Consider the following 23,065-nt stretch of genomic DNA (forward strand, 5'->3'; position numbering starts at 1 on the left):
ATGCATCATCGGCCGGTGACCCAGACCCTCCCGTCCACGCGGACGACCGACTTCGAGATCCGGGCCGTCGAGGACGACGAGCGGCGCTCGGCGTACACCGTATTCATGGAGGCCCTGCACGAGGAGCCGCCGGACGACGAGAAGTGGACGCTCGCGGCGCGTGCCTACGAGCCGGGCCGCGCCTACGGCGCGTTCGCCGGCGACACCCTCGTCGGCGCCACCATGTCGCTCACCTCCGACATCACCGTGCCTGGCGGCGGGGTCGTGCCGATGGCCGCGGTCACCGGGGTCGGCGTGCGTACCGATCACCGCAGGCGCGGCGTGCTGACCGGCCTGATGCGCCGCCAGTTGGCGGACCTCGCGGCCGCCGGCGAGGTGTTCGCCACCCTGCACGCGAGCGAGCCGACGATCTACGGCCGGTTCGGCTACGGCCTCGGCACGCTGGCCCGCGTCGTGCGGGTCAAGCCGCCGCGGGCGCGGATGCGGGCCGACGTGCCGACCGCGGGCACGACGCGCCTGCTGACCAAGGACGAGGCACTGACCCTGCTCCCCGGGGCGTACCAGCGGCTACGGCCGAGGCGCGCCGGGGTGATGGGTCGGGCGCCGTCCTGGTGGGCGATGTGCTACGAGTACCGCCTGACCCACATGCGGCTCCGGGTCGCCGCGCACTACGGCCCGGACGGCGAGATCGACGGCATGGTCGGCTTCCGCTCCGTCGAGATCCCCTCCGACGACCCGAGGGTCAACGCGGGCGTGGTGGTGCTCGACTTCGTCGGCGCGAACCAGGCGGTGGAGAACGACCTGTGGCGGTTCCTGCTGGGTATCGACCTGGTCGACGACGTCACCGTCTACATGCGTCCGCTGGACGAACCGCTCGAGGCGATGCTGGAGAACGCGCACGCGGTCCGCTGCGAGTGGGACGAGGAGCTGTGGGTGCGGGTGGTGGACGTGCCGGCCGCGCTCGCCGCCCGGACCTACGGCGCCGCCGACCCGGTGGTGGTGGAGGTCGTCGACCCGATCCTGCCGGCCAACTCCGGCCGGTACCTGGTCGGTCCCCATGGCGCGGACCGCACCGACGCCCCGGCCGCCCTCACCCTGGGCGTGGAAGCGCTCGGGATGGTCTACTTCGGCGCGTGGCGCCCGTCGAAGCTGGCCGGGATCGGCCGCCTCGCCGTGCACGACCCGGCCGCGCTGCCGGCCGCCGACCGCCTGTTCGCCACCGACGAACCGTCCTGGTGCGGCAGCCTGTTCTGACGCGTCAGGCGTGGGCGGCTGGGAGCGCGGCCAGCAGCCGGTCCACGGACGCGCCCAGGTCCCACTTCTCCTGCAGCATGCGCACCCGGTCGAGGTCACGGGCCTCGACCGGGACGGCGTCGTCGCGGTCGATCGTGACGTCGGCGTCCAGGGCGACCCGGACCACCCTCGGCGCGGCCGCGACGTACTCGGCGGCGTCGGCGAGGGCGGTCTTCACCCGAAGCGGCACCAGCTTGTCGTCGGCCGCGGCCGCGGCGAGCAGGCCCTCCAGCGAGCCGAACCGGGTGATCAGCTTCGCCGCGGTCTTCTCGCCGACGCCGGCCACGCCGGGCAGGCCGTCGGACGGGTCGCCGCGGAGCAGGGCCATGTCGGCGTAGGCGGGGCCGCTGTTCTCCGGCGGCAGCGCGTACCGCTCGGCCAGCTCGCGCGGCCCGAGCACCTCCGCCTTCGCCCAGCCCCGGCCGACGTAGATCACCGCGGCCGGGGTCGGCTCGTCCCGGACGACCTGGAACAGGTCCCGGTCGCCGGAGACGACCTCGACCGGGTCGGTGGCCTCGCGGGCGACGAGCGTGCCGATCACGTCGTCGGCCTCGTAGCCGTCCGCCTCGGCGACGGCCAGGCCGACCGCGTCCAGCAGGTCCAGGATGATCGGGACCTGCGGGGTGAGCGTGTCCGGCACCTCCTCGACGTTGTTCACCGGATCGGCCAGCCGGTGTGCCTTGTACGAGGGCAGCGCCTCGACCCGGAACGCCGGCCGCCAGTCGGCGTCCATGCACGCGACCAGCCGGCCGGGCCGACGGTCGGTGAGGATGCGCGCGATCGTGTCGGTGAACCCGCGCACGGCGTTCACGACCGTGCCGTCGGGCGCGGTCATCGAGTCGGGCAGCGCGTAGTACGCGCGGAAGTACAGGCTGGCCGCGTCGAGCAGCGCGAGGGGACGGCTCACGGCGCCAGCCTGCCATGTCCCCGCGCTGCCGTGGAAGAAGGGCGCGGCGCAGTAGGCTCCATGGCATGTCGAACACCGTCACCCCGATCGACCCGACGGCCCTGCGCGCGCGGCTGGACCGCGCCAGGGAGGCCGCCGGGAACGCCGGCGTGGACGCCTTGCTGATGGCGCCCGGCTCGGACCTCCGCTACCTGCTCGGCGCCTCCGGCAGCTCCTTCGAGCGGCTGACCTGCCTGGTCCTGCCGGCCGGCGGCGGTCCGGTGCTGGTGGTGCCGAAGCTGGAGGCCCCCGGCTACGCCGACGTGCCGACCGACGCGCTCGGCGTCGAGCTGGCCACCTGGGTCGACGGCGAGGACCCGTACGCGCTGGTCGCGTCGCGGCTCGGCCGGGCGACCAACGTGGCGCTCGGCGACATGATGCCGGCACTGCACGTGCTCGGCCTGCGCGGCGCGCTGCCGGACGCGCACCAGGTCCTGGCCGGGCCGGTCGTGCGCGAGCTGCGGATGCGCAAGGACGCCGCCGAGATCGCGGCGCTGCGGCGCGCGGGGGCGGCGATCGACCGGGTGCACGCCAGGATGGCGGAGTTCCTGCGGGTCGGGCGTACCGAGGCGGAGGTCGGCGCGGACGTCGCGGCGGCGATCGTCGAGGAGGGGCACGCGGTGGCGGAGTTCGTCATCGTCGGCTCCGGGCCCAACGGCGCCAGCCCGCACCACAGCCTGTCCGACCGGGTGATCGAGGCAGGCGACGTGGTGGTGGTCGACATCGGCGGCCCGGTCGACGACGGCTACTGCTCGGACAGCACCCGCACCTACGTCATGGGCTCGCCCCGCGACGCCGACGTGGCCGACACCTACGCCGTGCTGCAGCGCGCCCAGGCGGCCGCCGTGGCCGCGGTCCGGCCGGGCGTGTCCGCGCAGGACGTCGACGCGGCGGCCCGCTCGATCATCGCCGACGCCGGGTTCGGCGAGCAGTTCATCCACCGAACGGGGCATGGCATCGGCCTCGACGTGCACGAGGACCCGTACATCGTGGGCGGCAACGCCCTGCCGCTGGAGCCGGGGATGGCGTTCAGCGTGGAGCCGGGGATCTACCTGCCCGGCCGGTGGGGCGCGCGGATCGAGGACATCGTCGTGGTCACCGAGGACGGCGTGGAGCCGCTGAACAACCAGCCGCACGAGCTGGTCGCGCTGCCGGCATGACGGCGGAGCTGGAGCAGATCGACCAGGCGATCGCGCGGGTGCTCGCGGCGGACGGCAGGTGCAGCTTCACCGACCTGGCCGAGCGGGTCGGGCTGTCGGTGTCGGCCGTGCACCAGCGGGTGCGGCGGCTGGAGCAGCGGGGGGTGATCCGCGGGTACGCCGCGCAGCTCAACGCCGAGGTGATCGGGCTGCCGCTGACCGCGTTCATCTCGCTGACCCCGATCGACCCGGCGGCCCCCGACGACTACCCGCAGCGGCTGGAGGGCATCCGGGAGATCGAGTCGTGCTACTCGGTGGCCGGGGACGAGTCGTACATCCTGCTGGTGCGGGTGTCCTCCCCGGCCGCGCTCGAGGACCTGCTGCGGCGGGTCCGCGAGGCGGCCAAGGTGTCCACCCGCACCACGGTCGTGCTGTCGACCCCGTACGAGGGCCGCTCGCCGGCGATCTGAGGACCGGTTCACGGGCGGCCATATGCGCACGCTATGTGGCCGTTATCCGGTGGCGGTTACGGTCGAACGCGATGGGGCGAACGTCGACGTCGATCACCTTGGGGAGTCCTGTGCCTGGCCTGGCGGTGCGATCTCGGTGGGACGAACCCGCGTTCATGGCTCCCGTCGCCGTCGACGACGTGGCGGACGCACTGGCCTCGGCCGAGCGGGAGGTCCTCGTCATGGGCACGGCCCGCGACACCCTCGGGCTGGCTCGGCGAGTGGTCCCACGAGACGGTGTCCGGTTCCGGTTCGTGTACCCGGGTCACGTCCGCCGTTCGACGGCCACCGAGGCTCACCTGGCCGCCCTGATCGCGTCGGGTGGGCTGGTGCGCACCGCGCTCCGGGTGCCCGCCGACGTGCTGGTGGTCGACAACGCGTTGGCCTTCTTTCCCGGTAGGCACGCCGTGCGTGGCGAGGTCGTCGGGGTCGGGCTGGCCAGCATCGTCGCGACGGTGGTCGAGCTGTTCGAACGGACCTGGGCCGGCGGCGAGCCGTTCGACGCGCAGGGACTGGACGTGCGGGAACAGGAGGTGCTCCGCGGTCTGTCGTCCGGCTGGCTGGACGAGACGGTGGCGGCACGACTCGGTGTGTCCGTGCGCACCGTTCGGCGCGAGGTCGCGGTTCTCATGCACCGGCTGGACGCGCGCAGCAGGTTCCAGGCGGGAATGAGAGCCGCGGCCCGGGGGTGGCTCGCCCCTTAGCGTTGGTCGTCCGCCGACGCGACCGCAGTAGAATGAGCCGCGGCGGCGTCGGCGGACGGGGTGATGTGGAGTTTCGGCTTCTGGGTCCGGTGGAGGTATGGCACGCGGGCTCTCCGCTGCCGATCACCGCGCCCATGCAGCGGGCACTGTTGGCGAGCCTCCTGTCCCGATCCGGTTCGGCCGTTCCGGTGTCGACGATCGTCGACGACCTGTGGGGGCACACACCACCGAGAACCGCGGTCAACACGATCCGCAACTACGTGCGGCGCCTTCGGTCCGTCTTCCCACAACCGGTGCTGCGCAGCACGACCGCCGGGTACCGCCTGGACGTGCGGTCCGCGCAGGTCGACGTGCACCGCTTCACGCAGCTGATCGAGGACGCGAGCGCCGCGGAGTCCCTCGCGCTGTTCGACCAGGCCTTGGCGCTGTGGCGCGGCGACCCGCTGACGAACATCGCCGAGGTGCCGCTGCGTACCCTCCTCCAACCACGGCTCGAGGAGGTCTACCTCGGCGGTGTGGAGCGCATGGCCGAGCTCCGGTTGCGCCATGGCCGGCACGCCGAGCTCATCGCCGGCCTGATCGAGCTGAACGGCCAGTACCCACTGCGCGAACGGCTCTGCCAACAGCTGATGATCGCCCTCTACCGCGAGGGGCGGGCCGTCGACGCCCTCGCGCGGTACCGCCGGCTCCGGGACCGGCTGGTCACCGAACTCGGCATGGAGCCCGGTCCCGAGTTGCGCAGGCTCGAGGCGGCCATCCTCCGCGAGGACGAGGACCTGCTCGCGAGCGTCGAGGCCGGGCAGAACCCGGGGCCGGGCCGTGCGCACCGGCCCGACCAGCTCCCGCCGCTCGTGGTCCCGTTCGTGGGCCGTGCGGACGACGTACGCGAACTGATGGATCGGTTCGCCACCTCCGACGGATCGCCGGTGCACTGCCTGCTCTACGGGCAGGGTGGAGCCGGGAAGTCTGCCCTGGCCGTCCGGCTCGGGCACGAGCTGTCCGGTCGGTACCGGGACGGCGTGCTGTACACCGACCTCGGCGGTTCCACCCCGGGACTGCCGACCCGTTCTCCCGCCCAGGTCATCGCCGGACTGATGACCGGTCTCGGCGGCGCCGAGCCAGGTCCCGACGTCGACCTCGGCACGCTGGTTCGCTCCTACCGCGCCCGGCTGCGGGGCAGACGAGTACTGATCATCGTGGACAACGTGGTCTCCGCGCAGCAGGTCCAGGCCGCGCTTCCCGACGAGCCGGGCTGCGCGCTGATCGCCACCAGCCGGGTGGCGATCAGCGGCGGCGACACGGTGTTCCACGTCGACCCGTTGTCGGGGGCCGCCGCGGTCGACCTGCTGGGACGGGTCGCGGGCGCGCGGCGGGTGCGGGACGAACCGGCCGCGGCCCGGGCGATCGCCACCCTGTGCGGGCGCCTGCCCCTGGCACTGCGGTTGATCGCCAGCCGTGCGGCGCTGCGTCCCCACTGGTCACTGGAGACCTGGCAACGGTTGCTCGATGATGAACGCGGCCGCCTGGACCTGTTGCGGCACGAGGACGTCGATGTCCGAGCCAGCTTCCTGATCGGCCTGGACGGCCTGCGCACGAGCGACGACCCGGTGGACCAGGATGCCGCGTCGTTGTTTCCGCTGCTCGGTCTGCTCAGCCCGCCCTACCTCACGGCGGCGCTGGTGGCGGCGTTGACCGGGTGGCCGCTCATCAGGGCGGAACAGGCCCTGGAGGCGTTGCTCACCGTCCAGATGGTCTACAGCCCGGAGCCGGACACGTACGCGTGCTACGACCTGATCTCCTTGCTGGCGAAGGAGCGGGCGGCCGAGCTGCCGGCGGACGTGCGCGTGCGGGCGCTGCGTCGGGCGAACGACTGGTACATGGCGGCGGTCCGCGGTTGCGGAGTCACGGCGACGGGCACTCCCACCGAGTACGGGTTGCCGCAGAGCCACCGCACGGACAATCTCGTCACCGTCCACTTCGAACGGTACGACGAGGTGCGGCGTTGGTTGGACCGTGAGTTGCCGGTCATCGTGGCGCTGGTTCGGCAGGGGGCGGCGGCCGGCGAGCCGACCGCCACCGAGGCGGCTCGGACCGTGTTGCTGTCGGCGCGGTTCTACCTGAACTCGGCGGTGCCGTGGACGCTGCGTGCCGAGTTGTCCCGGGTGCTGCTCGATCACGACCAGGAGCGTGCGGCGTTCGCCTACGTGAACCTGGCGGTCATCGAGGGACAGCGCGGGAACCTCGTGGGCGCCCAGCGGTTCCTGGACAGGGCGAACGACCTGCTCGACGAGGACGACCTCTGCACCTTGTTCATGTGCCACAACAACCAGGGCATCGTCCGGTCGTCCAGGGGCGATCAGGAGGGGGCGATGCGCCGGTTCGAGCGGGCGCTGCGGGTGGCGGAGCGGAGCGGTCTCCGGATCCTCGAGGTGGTCGCCCTGACCAACATCGCCGACACCCGCACCCGCACCGGTTTCGCCGGCGAAGCCCTCCCGCTGCTCGAACGCGCGCTGGCCATCAGCCGCGAGATCGGTCACCAGGTCGAGATCGCGATCGTCCTGAACACGATCCTGCAGGCCTACGCCGCCCTCGACGAGCACGCAGAGGTGATCCGCCGCGCTCCAGAGGTGCTGGCCCAGCACGAGCTACTCGGCGACGCACACCAGCGGGCCGAGCACCTGCTGACCGTGTCCAAGTCGTTCCAGGCCCTCGGTCTGGACGCCGCGGCGGCCGAACACCTGGCCGAGGCGCGAAGTTGCATCGCTGCCATCAGCACCCGTGAGCAGATCCAGGCCAGCGCCCTGTTCGACCACGTGCTCACCAACTTGCCCTGAGCGTCGCGGTGACCCCTCACCGCGACCTCTCACCGCACGGCGACCAGGACGTGGTCGTCGCCGAACTGCCAGACCGGCGCGGCCTCGGCGAAGCCGGCGGAGCGGAGGAGGTCGGCGTGCTGGCTGACGGTCAGGCCGTTCTCGCCGCTGTGCGCGACGGCGCGGGCGGACCGGCCGTCGAGCAGCGGCGCGAGCTCCTCGTCCTCGCCGAGCGCCTGCCACCACTGTGCCCAGTCCTCGTTGGCGTCGGTGCCGACCCGGGCGGCGCGGGCCAGTCGCACGGTGTCGGCGATGGCGTCCACGGTGGGCTGGCCGAGTCCCAGGTGGTCGGCGTTGACGAACACCCCGCCGGGGCGCAGCCGCTCGGCCAGCGTGCGGTAGAGCGCGGCGAGCGCGTCGGGTTCGAGCCAGTGCAGCGCGGTGGAGGACACCGCCGCGTCCCAGGGGCCGGTGAGTCCGGTGCGCTCCGGCCAGCCGGGGTGGGTGAGGTCGGCCTCGACGAGCGTGACCCTCGGGCCGACGTTGGCGGCGCCGAGGCCGAGCAGCAGCGGGTCGGCGTCGACACCGACGACCTTCGCCCGGGGGAGCGCCCGCGCGATCCGGGCGGACAGCGAGCCCGGTCCGCACCCGAGGTCGACGACGCAGGCCGCCTCGGCGCCGACGACGGCCCGGACCACGTCGATGACCACGCGGAACCGCTCCTCGCGGTCGGGGATGTAGCGCTCCTGCTGGGCGTCCCACCGCTGCACCCACCGCTGCGCCGTCGTGTCCCGCATGCCAACCTCCGTCACTGTTGTTAACCTCTATGGCAGTGACGCTAATCGAGCGGGAGTAACTGGTCAAGTGGAATTCGACAGTCACACGAGCGACGTGGTGGGCAACGCGGTCGCCCTGATCAACGACGTCACCCCCGGAGAACGGCACGGCAAGCCCTTTCCTGCCCCCGCCGACCTGCGGATCGCCGTGCGCGACGCCGTGCCCCCTTCCCGGACCCCCGACCATCCGACCGAAACCGAAGCCGCCGAACTCGCCGGCTGGGCCGCCCGCCTGCGTGCGGTGGTGGAGCTGGTCGACGACGGCGAGGTCGACACCGCTTGCACCACGCTCAACAGGATCCTGCGCGAGACCGAGGCGATGCCCACCCTGGTCCGCCACGACGGCGAACCGTGGCACCTGCACTTCCACAGTGCCGGCGCGGAGTGGGCGATCAGCTGGGCCGCGTCGATGGCGACCGCGCTCGCCGTCGTCCTGGGCAACGCGTCGATCGAGCGGCTGGGCATCTGCAACGCCACCGCGTGCGACCGGGTCTACGTCGACATCTCCCGCAACGGCACCCGCCGCTTCTGTTCGACCGCCTGCCAGAACCGGGTCAAGGCCGCCGCCTTCCGCGCCAGGAAAACCGCCGGCTAGCCACTCAGCACGTCACGGAGCACCGCGAGACCTCGGTGCACCTCGGCGAAGCTGGTGGACAGCGGCGCGAAGCCGAGCCGGATGCCGTCCGGCTCGCGGAAGTCCGGCACGACCCCGCGTTCCCACAACCCGTCCAGCACGTCCCGGAAGTCGCCGCGCCGGATCGTGACGTGCCCGCCCCGCCGTTCCGGATCCCGGGGCGAGGCGACCTCGACACCGAGCGGTACCAGCCAGGCGTCGACCAGTGCCAGCGCGTACTCCGTGAGCGCGGTCGACTTCGCCCGCACCGCGCCGATCCCGGCCTCCTCGAGCATCTCCAGCCCGCACCGCAGCGGCACCATCGCGAGCACCGGGGGAGTGCCGCTGACGAACGCGCGGATCCCGGCCGCCGGCACGTGCCCCTGCTCCATCCGGAACGGATCCCGCCGGCCCATCCACCCGAGGATCGGCTGCCGCAGCGTCTCCTGGTGGTCCCGTCGCACGTAGGCGAACGCCGGTGCGCCCGGCCCGCCGTTCAGGTACTTGTACCCGCACCCGACGGCCAGGTCGACGCCCCACACGTCCAGCTCCAGCTCGACCGACCCGGCGGAGTGGCTGAGGTCCCACAGCACCAGCGCCCCCGCGTCGTGCGCGACCCGGGTGATCGCCGGGGCGTCGGCCAGCCACCCCGACCGGTAGGCGACGTGGCTCGCCAGCACCAGCGCGGTGTCCCGGCCCACCGCGCCGGCCACCTGCTCGGCGGTGATCCCGGTCGCGGGGTCGGTCTCGATCCACCGCAACTCGGCCCCACGCTCCGCGGCGATGCCCTCCACCACGTACCGGTCGGTGGGGAAGTTGTCGCTGTCGACCACGATCACGTTCCGCCCGGTTCGCGCGTCGACCGCCGCCCGCGCCAACTTGTACAGCAGGACGGTCGTGGAGTCAGCCAGCACGGTCTGCCCGGGTGCCGCTCCGAGCACCGCCGCCCCGAGCCGGTCCCCGACCGTCTCCGGCCAGCTCATCCAGGGCTCGTCGCCATCGGTCCACCGGCGGATGAGCCGCCCGCCCCACTCGTCCCGCACGAACCGGTCGAGCACCTCGGCGGTGGCCACCGGTGGCCGCCCGAGCGAGTTCCCGTCCAGGTAGGCCACGATCCCGTCGGCCGGCAGGAACCGATCCCGGTAGCCGGCGAGCGGGTCCGCGGCGTCCAGTTCGCCCGGGTCGAGCGGGTTCCTCGATCGCATGGGCGCCGACGATACGGGGCGGCGCCTCGAGGTCGTCACGGTAACGGGAGGAACGGCGACGGGTCCCCGTAGAGGGCGAGGGGCGCCCACGCGCGCGCAGCGCGACGGCACCGAGCGGCCGCCGGCTATCTCGAAAGCACGGTGCGGCTCGAACAGGACGACCAGTTCGGTGCCGAGCAGGATCGCCAGGCCGAGGCCGTGGCCCGACCGGTCGCCAACCTGGGCTGGATCTACCGCACCATGTTCACGAGCTGAGCGGGGTCGGTGGTGTCAGGCCGCGTCCCCGCGCGCGTCGTGTCGCAGGAACGACTCCAGGCCGGCCAGGTCGTCGGTGTTGATGTGGTCGACGCCGGCGTCGACCAGCTCACGCCAGATGGCCTCGCGGGCCGGACCCGGGGCGTCCGGAGTCGCCCAGAAGCGGACCCGCTGCCCGGCGCGGTGCGCGGTCCGCACGATCGACCGCAGCTCGGCGCGCTCGTCGGCCGGCATCTCGCCGACGCCGGTCCAGGTGAACAGCTTCGTCCAGTTGTCCGACACCAGCGGGGTCAGCTTCGCCGGCGAGCCGGGGCCGAGGTCGTTCGGGTCGGCGATGCGGCCGTCGTAGAACGCCACCCGGCTGCGCTGGGCCTCCATGGTGGCGCGCGGACGGTTGCCGGACACCACCGCGGTCACCGGGCCGCGCCACACGTGACCCCACCGGTACGACGTCCACAGGAACGCGTACCGGGGCGAGCGCAGCAGCCGGTCCAGCGCGGCGTAGGTCGACTCGCCCTCGGTCTTGAGGTCGATCAGCAGCTGGAAGTCGACCCACCGTCCCTTGTAGATCCCGCCGGTCAGCACCAGGCGGCGCAGCGGCTCCAGGTACAGCGACTCCAGCGTGCGTGCCGGGTCCAGGTCCTCCGGGTCGTGCGCGACGAGCAGGTCGCCGTCGACCAGGTAGATGTCCGCCTCCACGCTGGTGAAGCCGTGGGACAGCGCGTCGAACAGCGGGCGGTCGTGCTCGTAGTCGTTGTGCGCGTGGGCCTGTGCGAGCGGGCGCACCCAGCCATCGTGGTGGTGCGGGGTCGCGGCGGCCGGAACCGCGCCGGCGACCAGGCCGATGAGTGCCAGCAGCAGGAACAGCGATCGGGGCAGGGCCCGCACGGGAACCTCCAACGGGGTCGGGGGACGGCGGCGTCACGTTAGGACACCACGGTGAACGGCGGGGCACCAGCTCGTGGCCAGCCAGGTCAGATCGGCACCGAGACCATGCGGCGGCCGTCGGTGGTGACGATCTCCACCGACTCCACCTCGCCCGGTTCGACCAGCGCGGTGCCCTCCAGCCGCAGGCCCTCGGCCCCGGCCTCGTCGGACACCACCCAGCTGCCGGCCACCAGCGGCTCGCCGTCCTCGGGCACCACCAGCAGCTCGCACCGCTCGCCCGCCGGCACCCCCTCGACCTCGGCGTTCACCCACACCCAACCGGCCCTCGGCTCGACCTCCACCCGCATCGTCGCGCCGGTGGCCGGGTCGGTGCCCTCGGCGGTGACCGTGCCGGCCGGCAGGGCCTCGGCCGGCGGGGTCGGCGCGGTCTCCCGGCCGATCAGCACGCCGCCGCCGAGCGCGACCGCGGCCGCCAGCACGACCGACGCCGCGACCAGCCCGGGCGACCAGCCCCGCCGCGCCGGCGCCGCCTCGGCGCGGACCCGGTTCAGCGCGCCGCGCAGCAGCAGGTCGCCGCCGTCCGGTGGGCCGTCCAGGAACGCCTCGGGTGGTACCTGGTCCAGCGCGTGCCGCAGGTCGACGAACTCCGCCAGCTCCCGCTGGCACTCCGGGCAGGTCGACACGTGCGCGTGCACCGCCCGTTCCTCGCCGGGGTCCAGCGAGCCGAGCGCGTAGGCGCCGAGCAGCGAGCGGTCGTGCTCGACCGAGCTCATCGCGGCACCTCCCCCGGACGTCCGAGCGTGGCCCGCAGCGCGCGGACCGCGTGGTATGACCTCGATTTCACGGTACCTGGCGCGATGCCGAGCACCGCCGCCGTCTCGTTGACCGTCCGCCCCCGGTAGTACAGCTCGACCAGCACCGCCCGGTGGTCGGGGGAGAGCCGGTCCATCGCGCCGAGCACGGTCATCGCGTTGACCACGTCGTCGGCGTGGTCGCGTTGCGCGGCCGGGACGTCGATCTCCTGGTTCACCTCGGTCGGCCGCACCGCCCGCGCCCGCGCTCGGTCGGTGATGATGTTGCGTGCCACGGTGAGCAGCCAACCCCGCACCGAGCCGACGTTGTCGCGCAGGTCGTCGGCGTGTTTCCAGGCCCGCAGGAGGGTCTCCTGCACCACGTCCTCGGCCGCGGCCCGGTCGCCGGTGAGGCGGATCGCGTAGGCCAGCAGGCTCCGGCCGTGCTCCTCGTACAGGGAGCGGACCAGTTCCTCGCCGGGCACCTGTTTCGCCCGGCGGGCTCGCCTGCCTGTGATCGCCACGCTTGCCATCACCTGCCCTGGGAGTTCGCGGTGTCGCGGGGCCGCACGCGGGAGCCAGGCACAGCTCGGGTCGAGGGCGAGAGTACTGGACACGTGCTGGCTCACAACCATGAACACGTACGCGCCAGGTGTCCGGTTCAACCGCCGTCGCGGACCAGCAGCGCCACCTCCACCCGGTTCGCGCACCCCAGCTTGGCCAGCACCCGGCTGACGTAGGTCTTGATCGTGGTCTCGCTCATGTGCACGCGCCTGCCGATGTCGGCGTTCGACAGGCCCTCGGCGACCAGCGCGGCGATCTCCTTCTCCCGAGGGGACAGCGCCGACAGCCGCTCGGCGGCCTCGCGGCGGCGGCCGGCGGCCGGCGCGACCATGCCGAGCACGAGCCGGGTGACCTCGGGGGAGAGGTAGGCGTCCCCGGTGTGCGCGGCGCGGACCGCGCGGACCAACTCGTCCGGTGCGCAGTGCTTGAGCACGAACCCGGCGGCGCCGTGCTGGAGCGCGCGAAGGACGTTCGGCTCGGTGCCGTACGAGGTCAGTACGACGGTCCTGGTCGCTGGCAGCCGCCGGCGCAGCTCGTCGAGCGCGCCGAGCCCGTCGAGGACCGGCATGCTGATGTCCAGCAGCGCCACGTCCGGGCGGTGCTCGAGCGCGGCCAGCACGGCGGCCGACCCGTCGGCGGCGGTCGCGACGACCTCGATGTCGCCCGCGGACTCCAGCACGGTACGGATGCCGGCGGTGATCAGCGGTTCGTCGTCGGCGACCAGGACGCGCAGCACCTCAGGCCACCCCGGTCAGCAGGCTCGCGGGCAGCAGGAGGAACAGCAGCGCTCCGGTGGCCACGCCCAGCGCGGTGGCACGCACCCGCCCGACGGCCGGCTCCGGCTCGAGGTCGACCGAGGTGGGCAGCATGGCGACCAGCCGGAACGTGCCGTCGTCCGCCCGGTGGTCGAGGAAGCCGCCCGCCGGTTCGACCCGCTCACGGAGGCCGAGCAACCCGAACCCGGCACCGGGTGCGGCCGGCCCGGACACCGGGTTCGTCAGGCTCAGCACCAGGGCGTCGGCCTCCCAGTCCAGCCGCACCGTCACCGGGGAGCCGGGCGCGTGCTTGGCCGCGTTGGTCAGCCCCTCCTCCACCACCCGGTAGGCCGCCGCGTCCGTCGCCGGGGCCAGCGCGCGCCGGTCACCTCGGGTCTCGACGGTCACCGGAACGCCGGCCGCGCGGAACTCGGCGACCAGGGGCTCGGCCGCCGCCAGACCGGGCGTGTCGTCGGCCGTTCCGCGCAGGGAGCCGATCAGCTCGTACAGCTCGGCCACCGCCGCCCTGGTCGCGGTCCCCAGCGCCTCGACGTCGGCTCGACGCTCCGGCGGCGTCGTCACCTCGAGGGCCGCCGCCCGCACCGACACCAGGCTCAGCCTGCGGCCGAGCGAGTCGTGCATGTCCCTGGCGATGCGCAGCCGCTCCCGCAGCCTGCCGCGCTCGGCCAACAGCTCCCGTTCCCGGCGCAGCTGCCGGTTGTGCGACTCCAGCGCCGCCACCAGCCGCCGGTGCTGCGCCAGGTACCGCCCGACCAGCAGCGGCAGTACGACGAACACGACCGCCGCCACGACGGCCTGCCGGGGCGCCGTCCCCAGCGCGATCGCCACCGCCGGCCAGGCGGCGACGGCTCCCGCGACCACGACGGTGTCCCGGCGCGACACCGTGGCGAGACCGGTGCGGTGCGCGACCCACACCAGCAGCGGGTACGAGCCGCCGGACACCACGGCGAGCGCCAACGTCGCCGCGAACACGCCGAGCGGTGCCCGGGTGGCGAACGCCAGCAGCGCCGCGACCGGTGCGTACCCGAGCGCGGTCGGCACGTCGTGCGTGGCGGTGAGGAGCAGGGTGTCCGCCAGCACCACGAGCGCGGCGGCGAGGTGTCGGCCCATGCCGGCAATCTACGGGTCCACCTTCGTCGTCCGAACCGGCGACTTTCGAGGACGGCGCCCGGCGCGGCGGGCGACCTAGCGTGCCGGTGTGATCGAAGTGGACGGGCTCAGCAAGCGGTACGGCGGCACGGTCGCGGTCGACGACCTGTCGTTCACCGTGCGGCCGGGCCGGGTGACCGGGTTCCTCGGCCCCAACGGCGCCGGCAAGTCGACGACCATGCGGATGATGCTCGACCTGGACCGCCCGAGCGGCGGCCGGGTACGCATCGACGGCCGCCGCTACCGGGACCTGGACCGCCCGCTGCTGCGGGTCGGCGCGCTGCTGGAGGCGCGGTCCACGCACGGCGGCCGCAGCGCGCGACAACACCTGCGCTGGCTCGCGCGGACCAACGGGATCGGCGAGGCACGGGTGCGCGCGGTGCTCGACCAGGTCGGTCTCGCCGACACCGGGCACCGGCGCACCAAGGGCTTCTCGCTCGGCATGGGCCAGCGGCTCGGGCTCGCGGCCGCGCTGCTCGGCGACCCGCCGGTGCTGCTGCTCGACGAGCCGGTGAACGGGCTCGATCCGGAGGGCATCGTGTGGTTGCGCGCGCTGGTCCGCGGGCTGGCCGCCGAGGGCCGCACGGTACTGGTGTCCAGCCACCTGATGAGCGAGATGGCGCTCACCGCCGAGCACCTCGTGGTCATCGCGCACGGCAGGCTGCTCGCGGACACCACGGTCGACGAGTTCGTCGCCGAGTACGCCGGCTCGCACGTGCGGATCACCACGCCCAGCCCGGAACGGCTGCGGGCGGTCCTCACCTCGGCGGGCATCCGGGTCGGCGAGGGCGACGGCGGAGTGATCGAGGCCCACGGCGTCGGCGCCGACCGGGTCGGCGAGCTGGTCGCGGCGAACGGTGTCGTGGTGCACGAGATCGGCGCGCGGACCGCGTCGCTCGAGGAGGCGTTCATGCGGTTGACCGGAGGTGAGCGGACATGAGGACACTGCTGCTGGCGTTCCAGGGGGAACTGACCAAGGCCTGGTCGCTGCGGTCCACCTGGTGGAGCCTGGTGCTCGCGACGGCGATGTCGATCGGGCTGTCCGCCCTCATCGGGCTGGGGCTCCGGGACGGCCGGCTGTCCGACCGGAACACCTGGGATCCCGTGCGGTACGGGTACTTCGGGCTGACCATCGGCCTGATCGTGCTCGTGGTGTTCGGCGTCATGCTGGTCAGCGGCGAGTTCACCTCCGGCACGATCCGGGCCTCGCTCGCCGCCGTGCCGCGACGCGGGGTCTTCCTGACGGCCAAGGTGCTGGCCGGCACCGCGATCGCTCTCGTGGTGTCGGTGGTGTGCGGACTCGGCGCGTTCCTCGCCACGCAGCCGGTGCTCGGCGACCGGGGGACGACGCTCGGCGAGCCCGGCGTACCGCGCGCGGTGCTCGGTGCGTGCCTGTTCATGGCGCTGATGGCGGTGTTCGCCATGGGGGTCGCGGCGATGCTGCGCAGCACGGCGCTGTGCCTCGGCATCATGATCCCGATCCTGTTCCTCAACTCGCAGGGCATGGCGAACCTGCCGGCGATCCGGCCGGTCACCCAGTTCCTGCCGGACCAGGCGGGGCTGGTGTTGATGCAGAGCGTCCAGCAGCCACCGGGCAGCGTCGGGCACACCGACTTCGGCTGGGGTGGCGCGCTGCTCGTCCTGCTCGCCTGGACGCTCGCCGCGCTGGCCGGCGGATTCGTCTCGATCCGGCGCCTTGACCCCTGAGCTAAGGTTAGGCGTGCCTAACTACTCGACGTTCGAGCGGCTGCAGCTGAAGGCCATGACCAAGGCCGCGTCGCTGGTCATGGCGCCGTCGGTGGAGCGCGCGGTGTACGGGCAGTTCCGGATGACCGTGCACGCGGTCACCGACCTCGCCCCACATCTGCGGCGGATCACCTTCCGCGCGCCGGAGCTCGCCGACCACCGCTGCAATGGACCGGACGAGTACTTCGGCCTGATGATGCCGCCCGCCGGGCGGACCACCCTCGAACTGCCGAGCGCGGACCGGTTCAACGTCCGCCAGGCCATCCGCCGGATGCCCGAGGACCGGCGCCCGGAGCTGCGCTGGTACACCGTCCGCGCGCACCGCCCGGCCGACGCCGAGATCGACGTCGACTTCGTACTGCACGGCGACGCGGGCCCCGGCTCCCGGTGGGCCTCCGCCGCCTCCCCCGGCGACGAGGTCGGCTTCCGTGCCGGCACCGCGACCTACGCCCCGCCGCCGGACGCCGGCCGGCAGCTGCTCGCGGCCGACGAGACCGCGCTGCCCGCGCTCTCGGCGATCCTGGAATCGCGCAACGGGGCCGAACTGCACGCCTACGTCGAGGTACCGGACGACTCCTTCGAGCAGCCGGTCGCCGCCGAGGTCACCTGGCTGCACCGGGGCGTCGACCCGCCGGGATCCCGTGTCCTGCCGGCCGTCGCGGACGCCGCGCTGCCGGGAGTGGACTACGCCTGGCTGTGCGGGGAGTCCGCGCTGGCGACCGGCTTGCGCCGGCACCTGGTGCGGGACCGGTCGGTGGACCGCAGGCGGATCATGTTCTCGGGATACTGGAAGCTCGGACAGGCTCGGGGCTAGCGGTACCCGACCGCGCGAGCACCAGCCACACCGCCACCGCGCAGCCGGCCAGCCCGATCACCGTGGTCCACGCGATCGGGTCGCCGAACATCAGCAGCGCCCACACCATCGTGGTCGGCGGGGTCAGGAAGAGCATCGTGCTGACGCCGGTCGCGCCGAGCGCGCGCAGGGTCAGCAGGTAGCAGCCGTAGCCGCCGAACGTCGACAGCACGACCACCCACACCACCGCCCACCAGAACCCCGGCGTCATCGGCGGCGCGAGCCGGCCGGTGGCCGCCGCCGCGACGACGAACACCCCGCACGACGCGAGGCAGTGGATGGTGAGCTGGTCGAACGGCGCCGTCCGCAGCGCCCACCGCCGTTCCAGCAGCGTGCCGGCCGACAGCGCGAGCATGCCGCCGGCCACCAGCAGGTAGCCGAGCACGTGTCCGCCACCGCCGAGATCACCCGCCACCACCACGGCGACGGCCGACAGCCCGGTCACCAGGCCGAGCCACTGCCGCGGCCGCACCCGTTCCCCCAGCACCGGTCCGGCGAGCGCGCCGACGACCAGCGGCTGCATGACCGCGATCAGCGCGGCGACACCGGCCGGCACGCCGATCCCGACCCCGCCGACCACCCCGGCGAGGTACAGCACCTGGCACAGCACCCCGAGCACCGCCTGCCGCCGCACCTCGAACGCGGTCACCCTCGGCCGCCGTACGACCGCGAACAGCCCGAGCAGTACCGCGACCACCACGTAACGCCAGGCCAGCAGCGTGTCGGCGGCCGCGTGGTCGGTGCCGAGCCGGGCGCCGACGAACCCGCTGCTCCACATCACGACAAGGCCGCCGGCGACGACCGCGGTGTGTCTCATGCCGCGAGGTAAACATACAAGTCGGTATACTGTCAGTGTGCTGTCCCGACCCATGACCCCCGCCGGCGAACGGCTGCTCGCCACCGCCAGCGACCTGTTCTACCGCCGCGGCATCCGCGCGGTGGGCGTCGACCTCATCGCCGAACAGGCCGGCACCACGAAGAAGACGCTGTACGACCGGTTCGGCTCCAAGGACAACCTGGTCGCCCTGTACCTGCGGGCGCGGTTCGAGCGCTGGCAGGCGTTCGTCGACGAGCGGCTGGCCCTCGTCGAACCGGGCCAGGGCCAGGTGCTGGCCGCCTTCGACGTGCTGGCCGAATGGCTCGCCGACAACACCCGCGGCTGCGCGTTCGTCAACGCCAACGCCGAGATCGACCGCACCGACCACCCGGCCATGGCCGTCGTGCACGCCGAGAAGCGGTGGATGCGGGCGCGCTACGAGCGGCTCGTCCACGACGCCGGGCTGCCGTCGACGCTCGGCGCGCACCTGCACCTGCTGCACGAGGGCGCGATCGTGGCCACGACCGCCGGCGCGCAGGACGACGCGGTGGCCAACGCCAGGTCGGCGGCGCGGACCCTGCTCGCCGCGGCGCTGAGCGCTACCGGGCCCGGCGGCTCGCTCGTTGGGCGATGATGCCCCCGACGATCACGAACACGCCGCCGATCGCGCACACCACCCACAGCACCACCGAGAGGGTGCTGGTCAGGGCGTCGTAGAACGGGCCGGCGAGCTCCGGCGACGGGCTTCGCGCGGCGAGCTCGCTGCGCAGGAACCACCGCGCCAGCACCATCAGCAGCATGACCACGACCAGCCCGAACCCGGTGACCACCAGCGTCGTACCGCGCCGGGCCGACAGCACGAGCCCGAGCACTATCAGCCCGATCGCCGCGACCGGGAGCCAGATGCTGAGCTGTTCGAGCAGCTCGAACGAGGGCACGGCCTGCCGCACGGCGGGCCCGGACATCAGCTCGACCTGGGCGTCGATCTCCGGGATCCGGTCGGCCAACGGCACCCCGTCGGCGACGAACCTGGCCTTGAGGTCCGTCGCGACCACGCCGAGGTCGAGCACGACCGCGTCACCCTCGACGGCGAGGCCGCCGCCGTCGTCGCGGAGCAGACCGAGCACCTGCGGGTGCGCCTCCCGGTTCAGCTCGACCCAGGTCGGCCGGAACCGGTCACTCTCCACGAACGAGGTGATGCTCTGGTCGACGAGCTGGCGCGCGGCCTCCGGCACCGAGCCGTCGACCGCGGCGGAGAGCTGGTCGGCGACCGCCGTCCGGACCTCCGGGTCGTCGGCCAGCGGCGCGACCGCGTCGAGGTAGCTCTCCTGGTCGGTGATCTCCTCGACCAGGACGAAGGCGGCGACCGCCGGTCCGGCGAGCAGACAGCCCAGCAGGACGAACAGGGTGGCGAACGCGGTGCGCAACACCGGCCGCACTCTAGCGGGCGGCGGGTTTAGCATCGGGGCATGGCTCACCACGACGTTCTGCCGTCCGTACCCACGCAGCTCCTCATCGGCGGCAAGTGGACGGACTCCTCCGACGGTGCCCGTACCGACGTGGTCGATCCGGCCACCGGGCAGACCCTGTGCTCGGTCGCCGACGCCACCCCGGCCGACGGCCAGGCCGCCGTGGCCGCCGCGGTCGCGGCGCAACGCGACTGGGCGGCCACCCCGGCCCGCGAGCGCGGCGAGATCCTGCGCCGGGCCTACGAGGCGATCATCGCCGACGTCGACCGGTTCGCCACGATCATCACGCTGGAGATGGGCAAGCCGCTGGCCGAGGCCCGGGGCGAGGCGAAGTACGCCGCCGAGTTCCTCCGCTGGTTCTCCGAGGAGGCGGTGCGGCTCGACGGCCACTTCGGGCACACCCCCGACGGCAACTCGCGGGCGATGGTGCTGGCGCAGCCGGTCGGCCCGTGCCTGCTGATCACCCCGTGGAACTTCCCGCTGGCGATGGGCACCCGCAAGATCGGGCCGGCGGTCGCGGCCGGCTGCACGATGGTGCTCAAGCCCGCGCCGCAGACGCCGCTGGCCAGCCTGGCGCTCGCGTCCGTGCTGTCGGAGGCGGGTCTGCCCGACGGCGTGCTCAACGTCGTCACCACGAACCGTGCGGCCGAGGTCGTCGAGCCGATGCTGACCGGCGGCGACATTCGCAAGCTGTCGTTCACCGGCTCGACCGAGGTCGGCCGGCTGCTGCTCGCGCAGGCCGCGACCAAGGTCGTGAAGACCTCGCTCGAACTGGGCGGCAACGCCCCGTTCATCGTGCTCGACGACGCCGACCTGGACCGCGCGGTCGAGGGTGCGGTCACCGCCAAGATGCGCAACATGGGTGAGGCGTGCACCGCGGCGAACCGGTTCTTCGTGCACGAGTCCGTCGCCGAGGACTTCGCCGGCAAGCTGGCCGAGCGGATGGGCGCGCTCACCGTCGGCTCCGGCCTGGAGTCGACCTCCCAGGTGGGCCCGCTGATCGACCCGGACGGCCTGTCGAAGGTCACCGAGCTGGTGGACGACGCGGTGGCCAAGGGCGCGCGCGTGGTCGTCGGCGGCACCGCGCCAGACGGCCCCGGCTACTTCTACCAGCCGACCGTCCTGGCCGACGTGCACCCGGACAGCGACCTGTGCCGCACGGAGATCTTCGGCCCGGTGGCGGCCATCCAGACCTTCACCGACGTCGACGACGCGGTGGCCCGCGCGAACGACACCGAGTGGGGACTCGTCGGGTACCTGTTCACCCAGGACCTGGACAAGGCGTTCCGGGTGTCGGAGGCCATGGAGGTCGGCATGGTCGGCCTGAACGCGGGCATCGTGTCCAACCCGGCGACCCCGTTCGGCGGCGTCAAGCAGTCCGGCATCGGCCGCGAGGGCGGACGGGTAGGCATCGAGGAGTTCCTTGAGCACAAGCTGATCGTGATGCCCCGCTGACCGCGCTGGTCTTCGAACCGGACGACGGCCGACCGCCCCGTGCCGGCATCGTCCTGTTCCACGGCGGCGCGCTACGCGCCGGTTCGCCCGAGGGGCTGGCCCCGCACTGCCGGGAGCTGGCGTCCCGCGGAATCCTCGCGGTGTCGGCCGGCTACCGCCTGCTCGGCCAGGACGCGGCCAGCATCGACGACTGCCTCACCGACGTGAGGCGGTCGCTCCACCGGTTCACCCGGCTGGCCGCGTCCCGCGGACTCGACGCGTCGCGGCTGGCCGCCGGCGGCAGTTCGGCCGGCGCCCACCTCGCGCTCGTCGCCGCGCTGACCACCCAGGCACCCGGCGTCACGTCCCTGGTCGCGCTCAACCCCGCCGGCCTGGATCTGTGCTCGTTGGAGCCGGCTCAGCAGCGCGACCTGGAACACCGGATCGGCATCGCCCCGGACCGGCTGGCCGAGTTCTCGCTGATCGAACAGGTACGGCCGGGCAACCCCAGGACCCTGATCCACCACCGCACCCACGACGAGATCGAACCGATCGACGCGGTACGACGCTTCCGCGACGCCATGACCCGCGCCGGCAACGACTGCACCCTGCTCGAGTACGAACACGCGAAGCACGGGTTCCACTACGACAGCGACCACGCCCGCGACGTCCTGGCCACCACGACGCGATTCCTCCTCGACGAGTCGACCTCGCCCGCGTCAGGGAACTTCGAGCTTCTGTAAAATGCCCTGCGCGGTGTCGTCACCTTCCTGCGCCCATTCCCGAAGCTTGCCCAGTGACCGGTCCTGGTTGCCGTTGTTGTACTCCCGGATCGTCAGCAGATGTCCTGCCGCCCGAATTCCTTCGGCGTACTTCTGCTCGAGAATCCGATCGGCCTCGGGTGACCTCCCCGACCTGTCCAGCAGGTCCACGAGGTTCCGCAGTGCATCGATGCTTCCAGCTTGCACGCCGTCGCGCAGGACCCGTTCGACCTCGTGGTAGCGACCGGTCGAGCCCAGCAGTTTGACCAGCCGGAAGATCGCGAAATAGTTCCCCGCGGACACGCCGCGTCGCAGTGTTCGTTCGGCGTCTTCGTCGTTCCCGGCTTTGAGTTGGAGCCGAGCAAGGTGCTCGACGAACTGGACGTATCCGCAATTGACGGCCTCTCGGAGGACCACCTCGGCCGCGTGCAGTTCGTCGATCTCCTCTAATGCGTCGGCGATCTTCACGGCCTCGGTCGGGTCGTTCGACCGTAGCCGTTCGTGTAGTTCGAGCACGGTTACCTGCACCCGATCCGGATTGGACTTGATAGCGGACAGGGCGTGGCTGCGTCCGAGATCTCCACCCTCCTGCGTCGCGCGCTCGAGGTCCTCCAGTACCGATGCGAAGTGCTGTCCGTCGACCGACCATGCCATCTCGGGCATCTCGGTGTACTGCGGCTCGCCGTCGACGACCGTGATGTAGAGAGTTTTCTCGTCGTTCCAGATTCGCTCGAACTCCTTGTCGGCGATCCGGCCGAGGCTTCGCATCAGCGCGGGATCGCCGTCACCGACGACTCGGAGCACTGGTGCGTCCATCGCGTTGATTCCAGGCCAGAGTGAACCGATCACTCTGGTGTCGTCCCGGGCGAACATGCACATCGACGGGCGCGCGTCGAATGCCTTCACCTGCAGTTGGCTCTTCACATCCGGATGATGTCGGAACAGGCGGTTGAATTCGCAGATCTCGGTCGCGATCTGTCGCGACGCGGCATGCTCCGCTACCGGGTCCAATTCCTGTCCGCGGAGTCGCGCGAACTCCGAGTTGTGTCGAAGGATCAGGATGCGGACATCGCACCCGCTGCGCGCCTTCTCCACCAGAATCTCGCCCAACGAGATCAGGCAGCCGGTCCAACTCGCGGTGATTCGGATGGAGTCCTTGGCGCCACGCATCTCCTCGGAAAGGTCGATCTCGCTGAGCGTGGGATGGGAGCCCACGATTCCCATGCGCGCGAAATCTCGAAGGTACCCGTTCGCCGTGGCGGCGGCGTTGAGCAACTTCTCGTCCAGTGCGCCGTCCTTCAGGAACCGGGTCAGCTCGGAGACCTCTGTTCGCTGGCGTTCGATCTCCGCGCGCAGCGCTCCTTTGCTCTCGAGTAGGTGTGCCAGTCGGGTGATCGACTCGTCCATGCGTTCCAGCTTGGTGATCCGTACGATCAGAAAAGACATGGAAAGTAGCGCCAAGATCCCGCACGTGGCCTGGACGAGACTTTCATTGCTGAGATCA

23 protein-coding genes are annotated in these 23,065 nt (G+C 72.4%); 12 read left to right on the forward strand and 11 right to left on the reverse strand.

Translation table 11 applies throughout. The features are described from left to right. Window positions 1-15 precede the first annotated feature (15 nt). A complete protein-coding gene (locus JT362_RS11000) occupies window positions 16-1,254 on the forward strand; it encodes a GNAT family N-acetyltransferase (protein WP_260190985.1) in 1,239 nt (412 codons plus the stop codon). 4 nt (window positions 1,255-1,258) lie between these two features. Here the strand turns inward: JT362_RS11000 and JT362_RS11005 are convergent, their stop codons facing one another. Then, entirely contained in the window at window positions 1,259-2,200 is a 942-nt protein-coding gene (locus JT362_RS11005) for a 5'-3' exonuclease (protein ID WP_260190986.1), read from the reverse strand. A 65-nt stretch (window positions 2,201-2,265) separates the two neighbouring features. Here JT362_RS11005 and JT362_RS11010 point away from each other — a divergent pair, with 65 nt between their 5' ends. From JT362_RS11010 to JT362_RS11025, 4 genes are all read left to right on the forward strand, one after another. Beyond that, a complete protein-coding gene (locus tag JT362_RS11010) occupies window positions 2,266-3,399 on the forward strand; it encodes a M24 family metallopeptidase (RefSeq protein WP_260190987.1) in 1,134 nt (377 codons plus the stop codon). Beyond that, on the forward strand, window positions 3,396-3,848 hold the full coding sequence (locus tag JT362_RS11015) for an Lrp/AsnC family transcriptional regulator (RefSeq protein WP_260190988.1): 453 nt from the start codon (window positions 3,396-3,398) through the stop codon (window positions 3,846-3,848). Before JT362_RS11010 ends, JT362_RS11015 begins: the two co-directional genes overlap by 4 nt. A gap of 155 nt (window positions 3,849-4,003) precedes the next feature. Next, complete coding sequence (locus tag JT362_RS11020; RefSeq protein ID WP_260190989.1) at window positions 4,004-4,591, forward strand: helix-turn-helix transcriptional regulator; 588 nt, start codon at window positions 4,004-4,006, stop codon at window positions 4,589-4,591. 134 nt (window positions 4,592-4,725) lie between these two features. Then, on the forward strand, window positions 4,726-7,425 hold the full coding sequence (locus tag JT362_RS11025) for an AfsR/SARP family transcriptional regulator (protein ID WP_260190990.1): 2,700 nt from the start codon (window positions 4,726-4,728) through the stop codon (window positions 7,423-7,425). Window positions 7,426-7,454: 29 nt separating this feature from the next. Here JT362_RS11025 and JT362_RS11030 read toward each other — a convergent pair whose 3' ends face one another. Then, window positions 7,455-8,201 carry a class I SAM-dependent methyltransferase gene (locus tag JT362_RS11030; RefSeq protein WP_260190991.1) on the reverse strand — a complete coding sequence of 249 codons (747 nt, stop codon included), beginning with the start codon at window positions 8,199-8,201 and terminating at the stop codon, window positions 7,455-7,457. A gap of 67 nt (window positions 8,202-8,268) precedes the next feature. Here JT362_RS11030 and JT362_RS11035 point away from each other — a divergent pair, with 67 nt between their 5' ends. Further along, window positions 8,269-8,835 carry a CGNR zinc finger domain-containing protein gene (locus tag JT362_RS11035; RefSeq protein ID WP_260190992.1) on the forward strand — a complete coding sequence of 189 codons (567 nt, stop codon included), beginning with the start codon at window positions 8,269-8,271 and terminating at the stop codon, window positions 8,833-8,835. Here JT362_RS11035 and kynU read toward each other — a convergent pair. From kynU to JT362_RS11065, 6 genes are all read right to left on the reverse strand, one after another. Next, the gene (kynU, locus tag JT362_RS11040; protein ID WP_260190993.1) at window positions 8,832-10,058 is read right to left on the reverse strand and encodes a kynureninase; all 1,227 of its coding nucleotides are present in this window, start codon (window positions 10,056-10,058) and stop codon (window positions 8,832-8,834) included. The genes JT362_RS11035 and kynU overlap by 4 nt on opposite strands. Window positions 10,059-10,328: 270 nt before the next feature. Then, complete coding sequence (locus tag JT362_RS11045) at window positions 10,329-11,201, reverse strand: phosphatidylinositol-specific phospholipase C/glycerophosphodiester phosphodiesterase family protein (protein ID WP_375546469.1); 873 nt, start codon at window positions 11,199-11,201, stop codon at window positions 10,329-10,331. 86 nt (window positions 11,202-11,287) lie between these two features. Then, entirely contained in the window at window positions 11,288-11,974 is a 687-nt protein-coding gene (locus JT362_RS11050) for an anti-sigma factor (RefSeq protein WP_260190994.1), read from the reverse strand. After that, window positions 11,971-12,516 carry a sigma-70 family RNA polymerase sigma factor gene (locus JT362_RS11055; protein WP_260190995.1) on the reverse strand — a complete coding sequence of 182 codons (546 nt, stop codon included), beginning with the start codon at window positions 12,514-12,516 and terminating at the stop codon, window positions 11,971-11,973. Before JT362_RS11055 ends, JT362_RS11050 begins: the two co-directional genes overlap by 4 nt. Window positions 12,517-12,653: 137 nt before the next feature. Then, complete coding sequence (locus JT362_RS11060) at window positions 12,654-13,292, reverse strand: response regulator (protein WP_260190997.1); 639 nt, start codon at window positions 13,290-13,292, stop codon at window positions 12,654-12,656. A 1-nt stretch (window position 13,293) separates the two neighbouring features. After that, a complete protein-coding gene (locus JT362_RS11065; RefSeq protein ID WP_260190998.1) occupies window positions 13,294-14,442 on the reverse strand; it encodes a sensor histidine kinase in 1,149 nt (382 codons plus the stop codon). Between the two features lie 88 nt (window positions 14,443-14,530). On the opposite strand from JT362_RS11065, the gene JT362_RS11070 reads away from it, so the two are divergent. Genes JT362_RS11070 through JT362_RS11080 form a run of 3 tightly spaced genes read left to right on the forward strand, consistent with a single transcriptional unit; the run spans window position 14,531 to window position 17,041 of the window. Beyond that, window positions 14,531-15,421 (forward strand): ABC transporter ATP-binding protein, encoded by an 891-nt coding sequence (locus tag JT362_RS11070; protein ID WP_260190999.1) that lies wholly within the window; start codon window positions 14,531-14,533, stop codon window positions 15,419-15,421. After that, complete coding sequence (locus JT362_RS11075; protein WP_260191000.1) at window positions 15,418-16,188, forward strand: ABC transporter permease; 771 nt, start codon at window positions 15,418-15,420, stop codon at window positions 16,186-16,188. The genes JT362_RS11070 and JT362_RS11075 overlap by 4 nt, the downstream gene beginning before the upstream one ends. A 13-nt stretch (window positions 16,189-16,201) precedes the next feature. Beyond that, a complete protein-coding gene (locus JT362_RS11080; RefSeq protein ID WP_260191001.1) occupies window positions 16,202-17,041 on the forward strand; it encodes a siderophore-interacting protein in 840 nt (279 codons plus the stop codon). On the opposite strand, the gene JT362_RS11085 is transcribed toward JT362_RS11080, so the two are convergent. Then, window positions 16,998-17,897 (reverse strand): DMT family transporter, encoded by a 900-nt coding sequence (locus JT362_RS11085; RefSeq protein ID WP_260191002.1) that lies wholly within the window; start codon window positions 17,895-17,897, stop codon window positions 16,998-17,000. The genes JT362_RS11080 and JT362_RS11085 overlap by 44 nt on opposite strands. Before the next feature lie 37 nt (window positions 17,898-17,934). Between JT362_RS11085 and JT362_RS11090 the strand changes: the two genes are divergently transcribed. Further along, entirely contained in the window at window positions 17,935-18,531 is a 597-nt protein-coding gene (locus JT362_RS11090) for a TetR/AcrR family transcriptional regulator (RefSeq protein WP_260191003.1), read from the forward strand. On the opposite strand, the gene JT362_RS11095 is transcribed toward JT362_RS11090, so the two are convergent. Then, window positions 18,497-19,327, reverse strand: a complete 831-nt coding sequence (locus tag JT362_RS11095; protein ID WP_260191004.1) for a hypothetical protein — start codon at window positions 19,325-19,327, stop codon at window positions 18,497-18,499. The two genes, JT362_RS11090 and JT362_RS11095, sit on opposite strands and share 35 nt — an antisense overlap. 39 nt (window positions 19,328-19,366) lie before the next feature. Between JT362_RS11095 and JT362_RS11100 the strand changes: the two genes are divergently transcribed. Then, window positions 19,367-20,821, forward strand: coding sequence for an NAD-dependent succinate-semialdehyde dehydrogenase (locus JT362_RS11100; RefSeq protein WP_260191005.1), 1,455 nt, complete (start codon window positions 19,367-19,369; stop codon window positions 20,819-20,821). Between the two features lie 5 nt (window positions 20,822-20,826). After that, window positions 20,827-21,543, forward strand: a complete 717-nt coding sequence (locus JT362_RS11105) for an alpha/beta hydrolase (protein WP_311202690.1) — start codon at window positions 20,827-20,829, stop codon at window positions 21,541-21,543. On the opposite strand, the gene JT362_RS11110 is transcribed toward JT362_RS11105, so the two are convergent. Next, on the reverse strand, window positions 21,520-22,968 hold the full coding sequence (locus JT362_RS11110; RefSeq protein WP_260191006.1) for a DUF5919 domain-containing protein: 1,449 nt from the start codon (window positions 22,966-22,968) through the stop codon (window positions 21,520-21,522). The genes JT362_RS11105 and JT362_RS11110 overlap by 24 nt on opposite strands. Between the last annotated feature and the right edge of the window lie 97 nt (window positions 22,969-23,065).

It is taken from the genome of Actinophytocola gossypii (assembly GCF_025165815.1).
GTDB lineage: Bacteria > Actinomycetota > Actinomycetes > Mycobacteriales > Pseudonocardiaceae > Actinophytocola > Actinophytocola gossypii.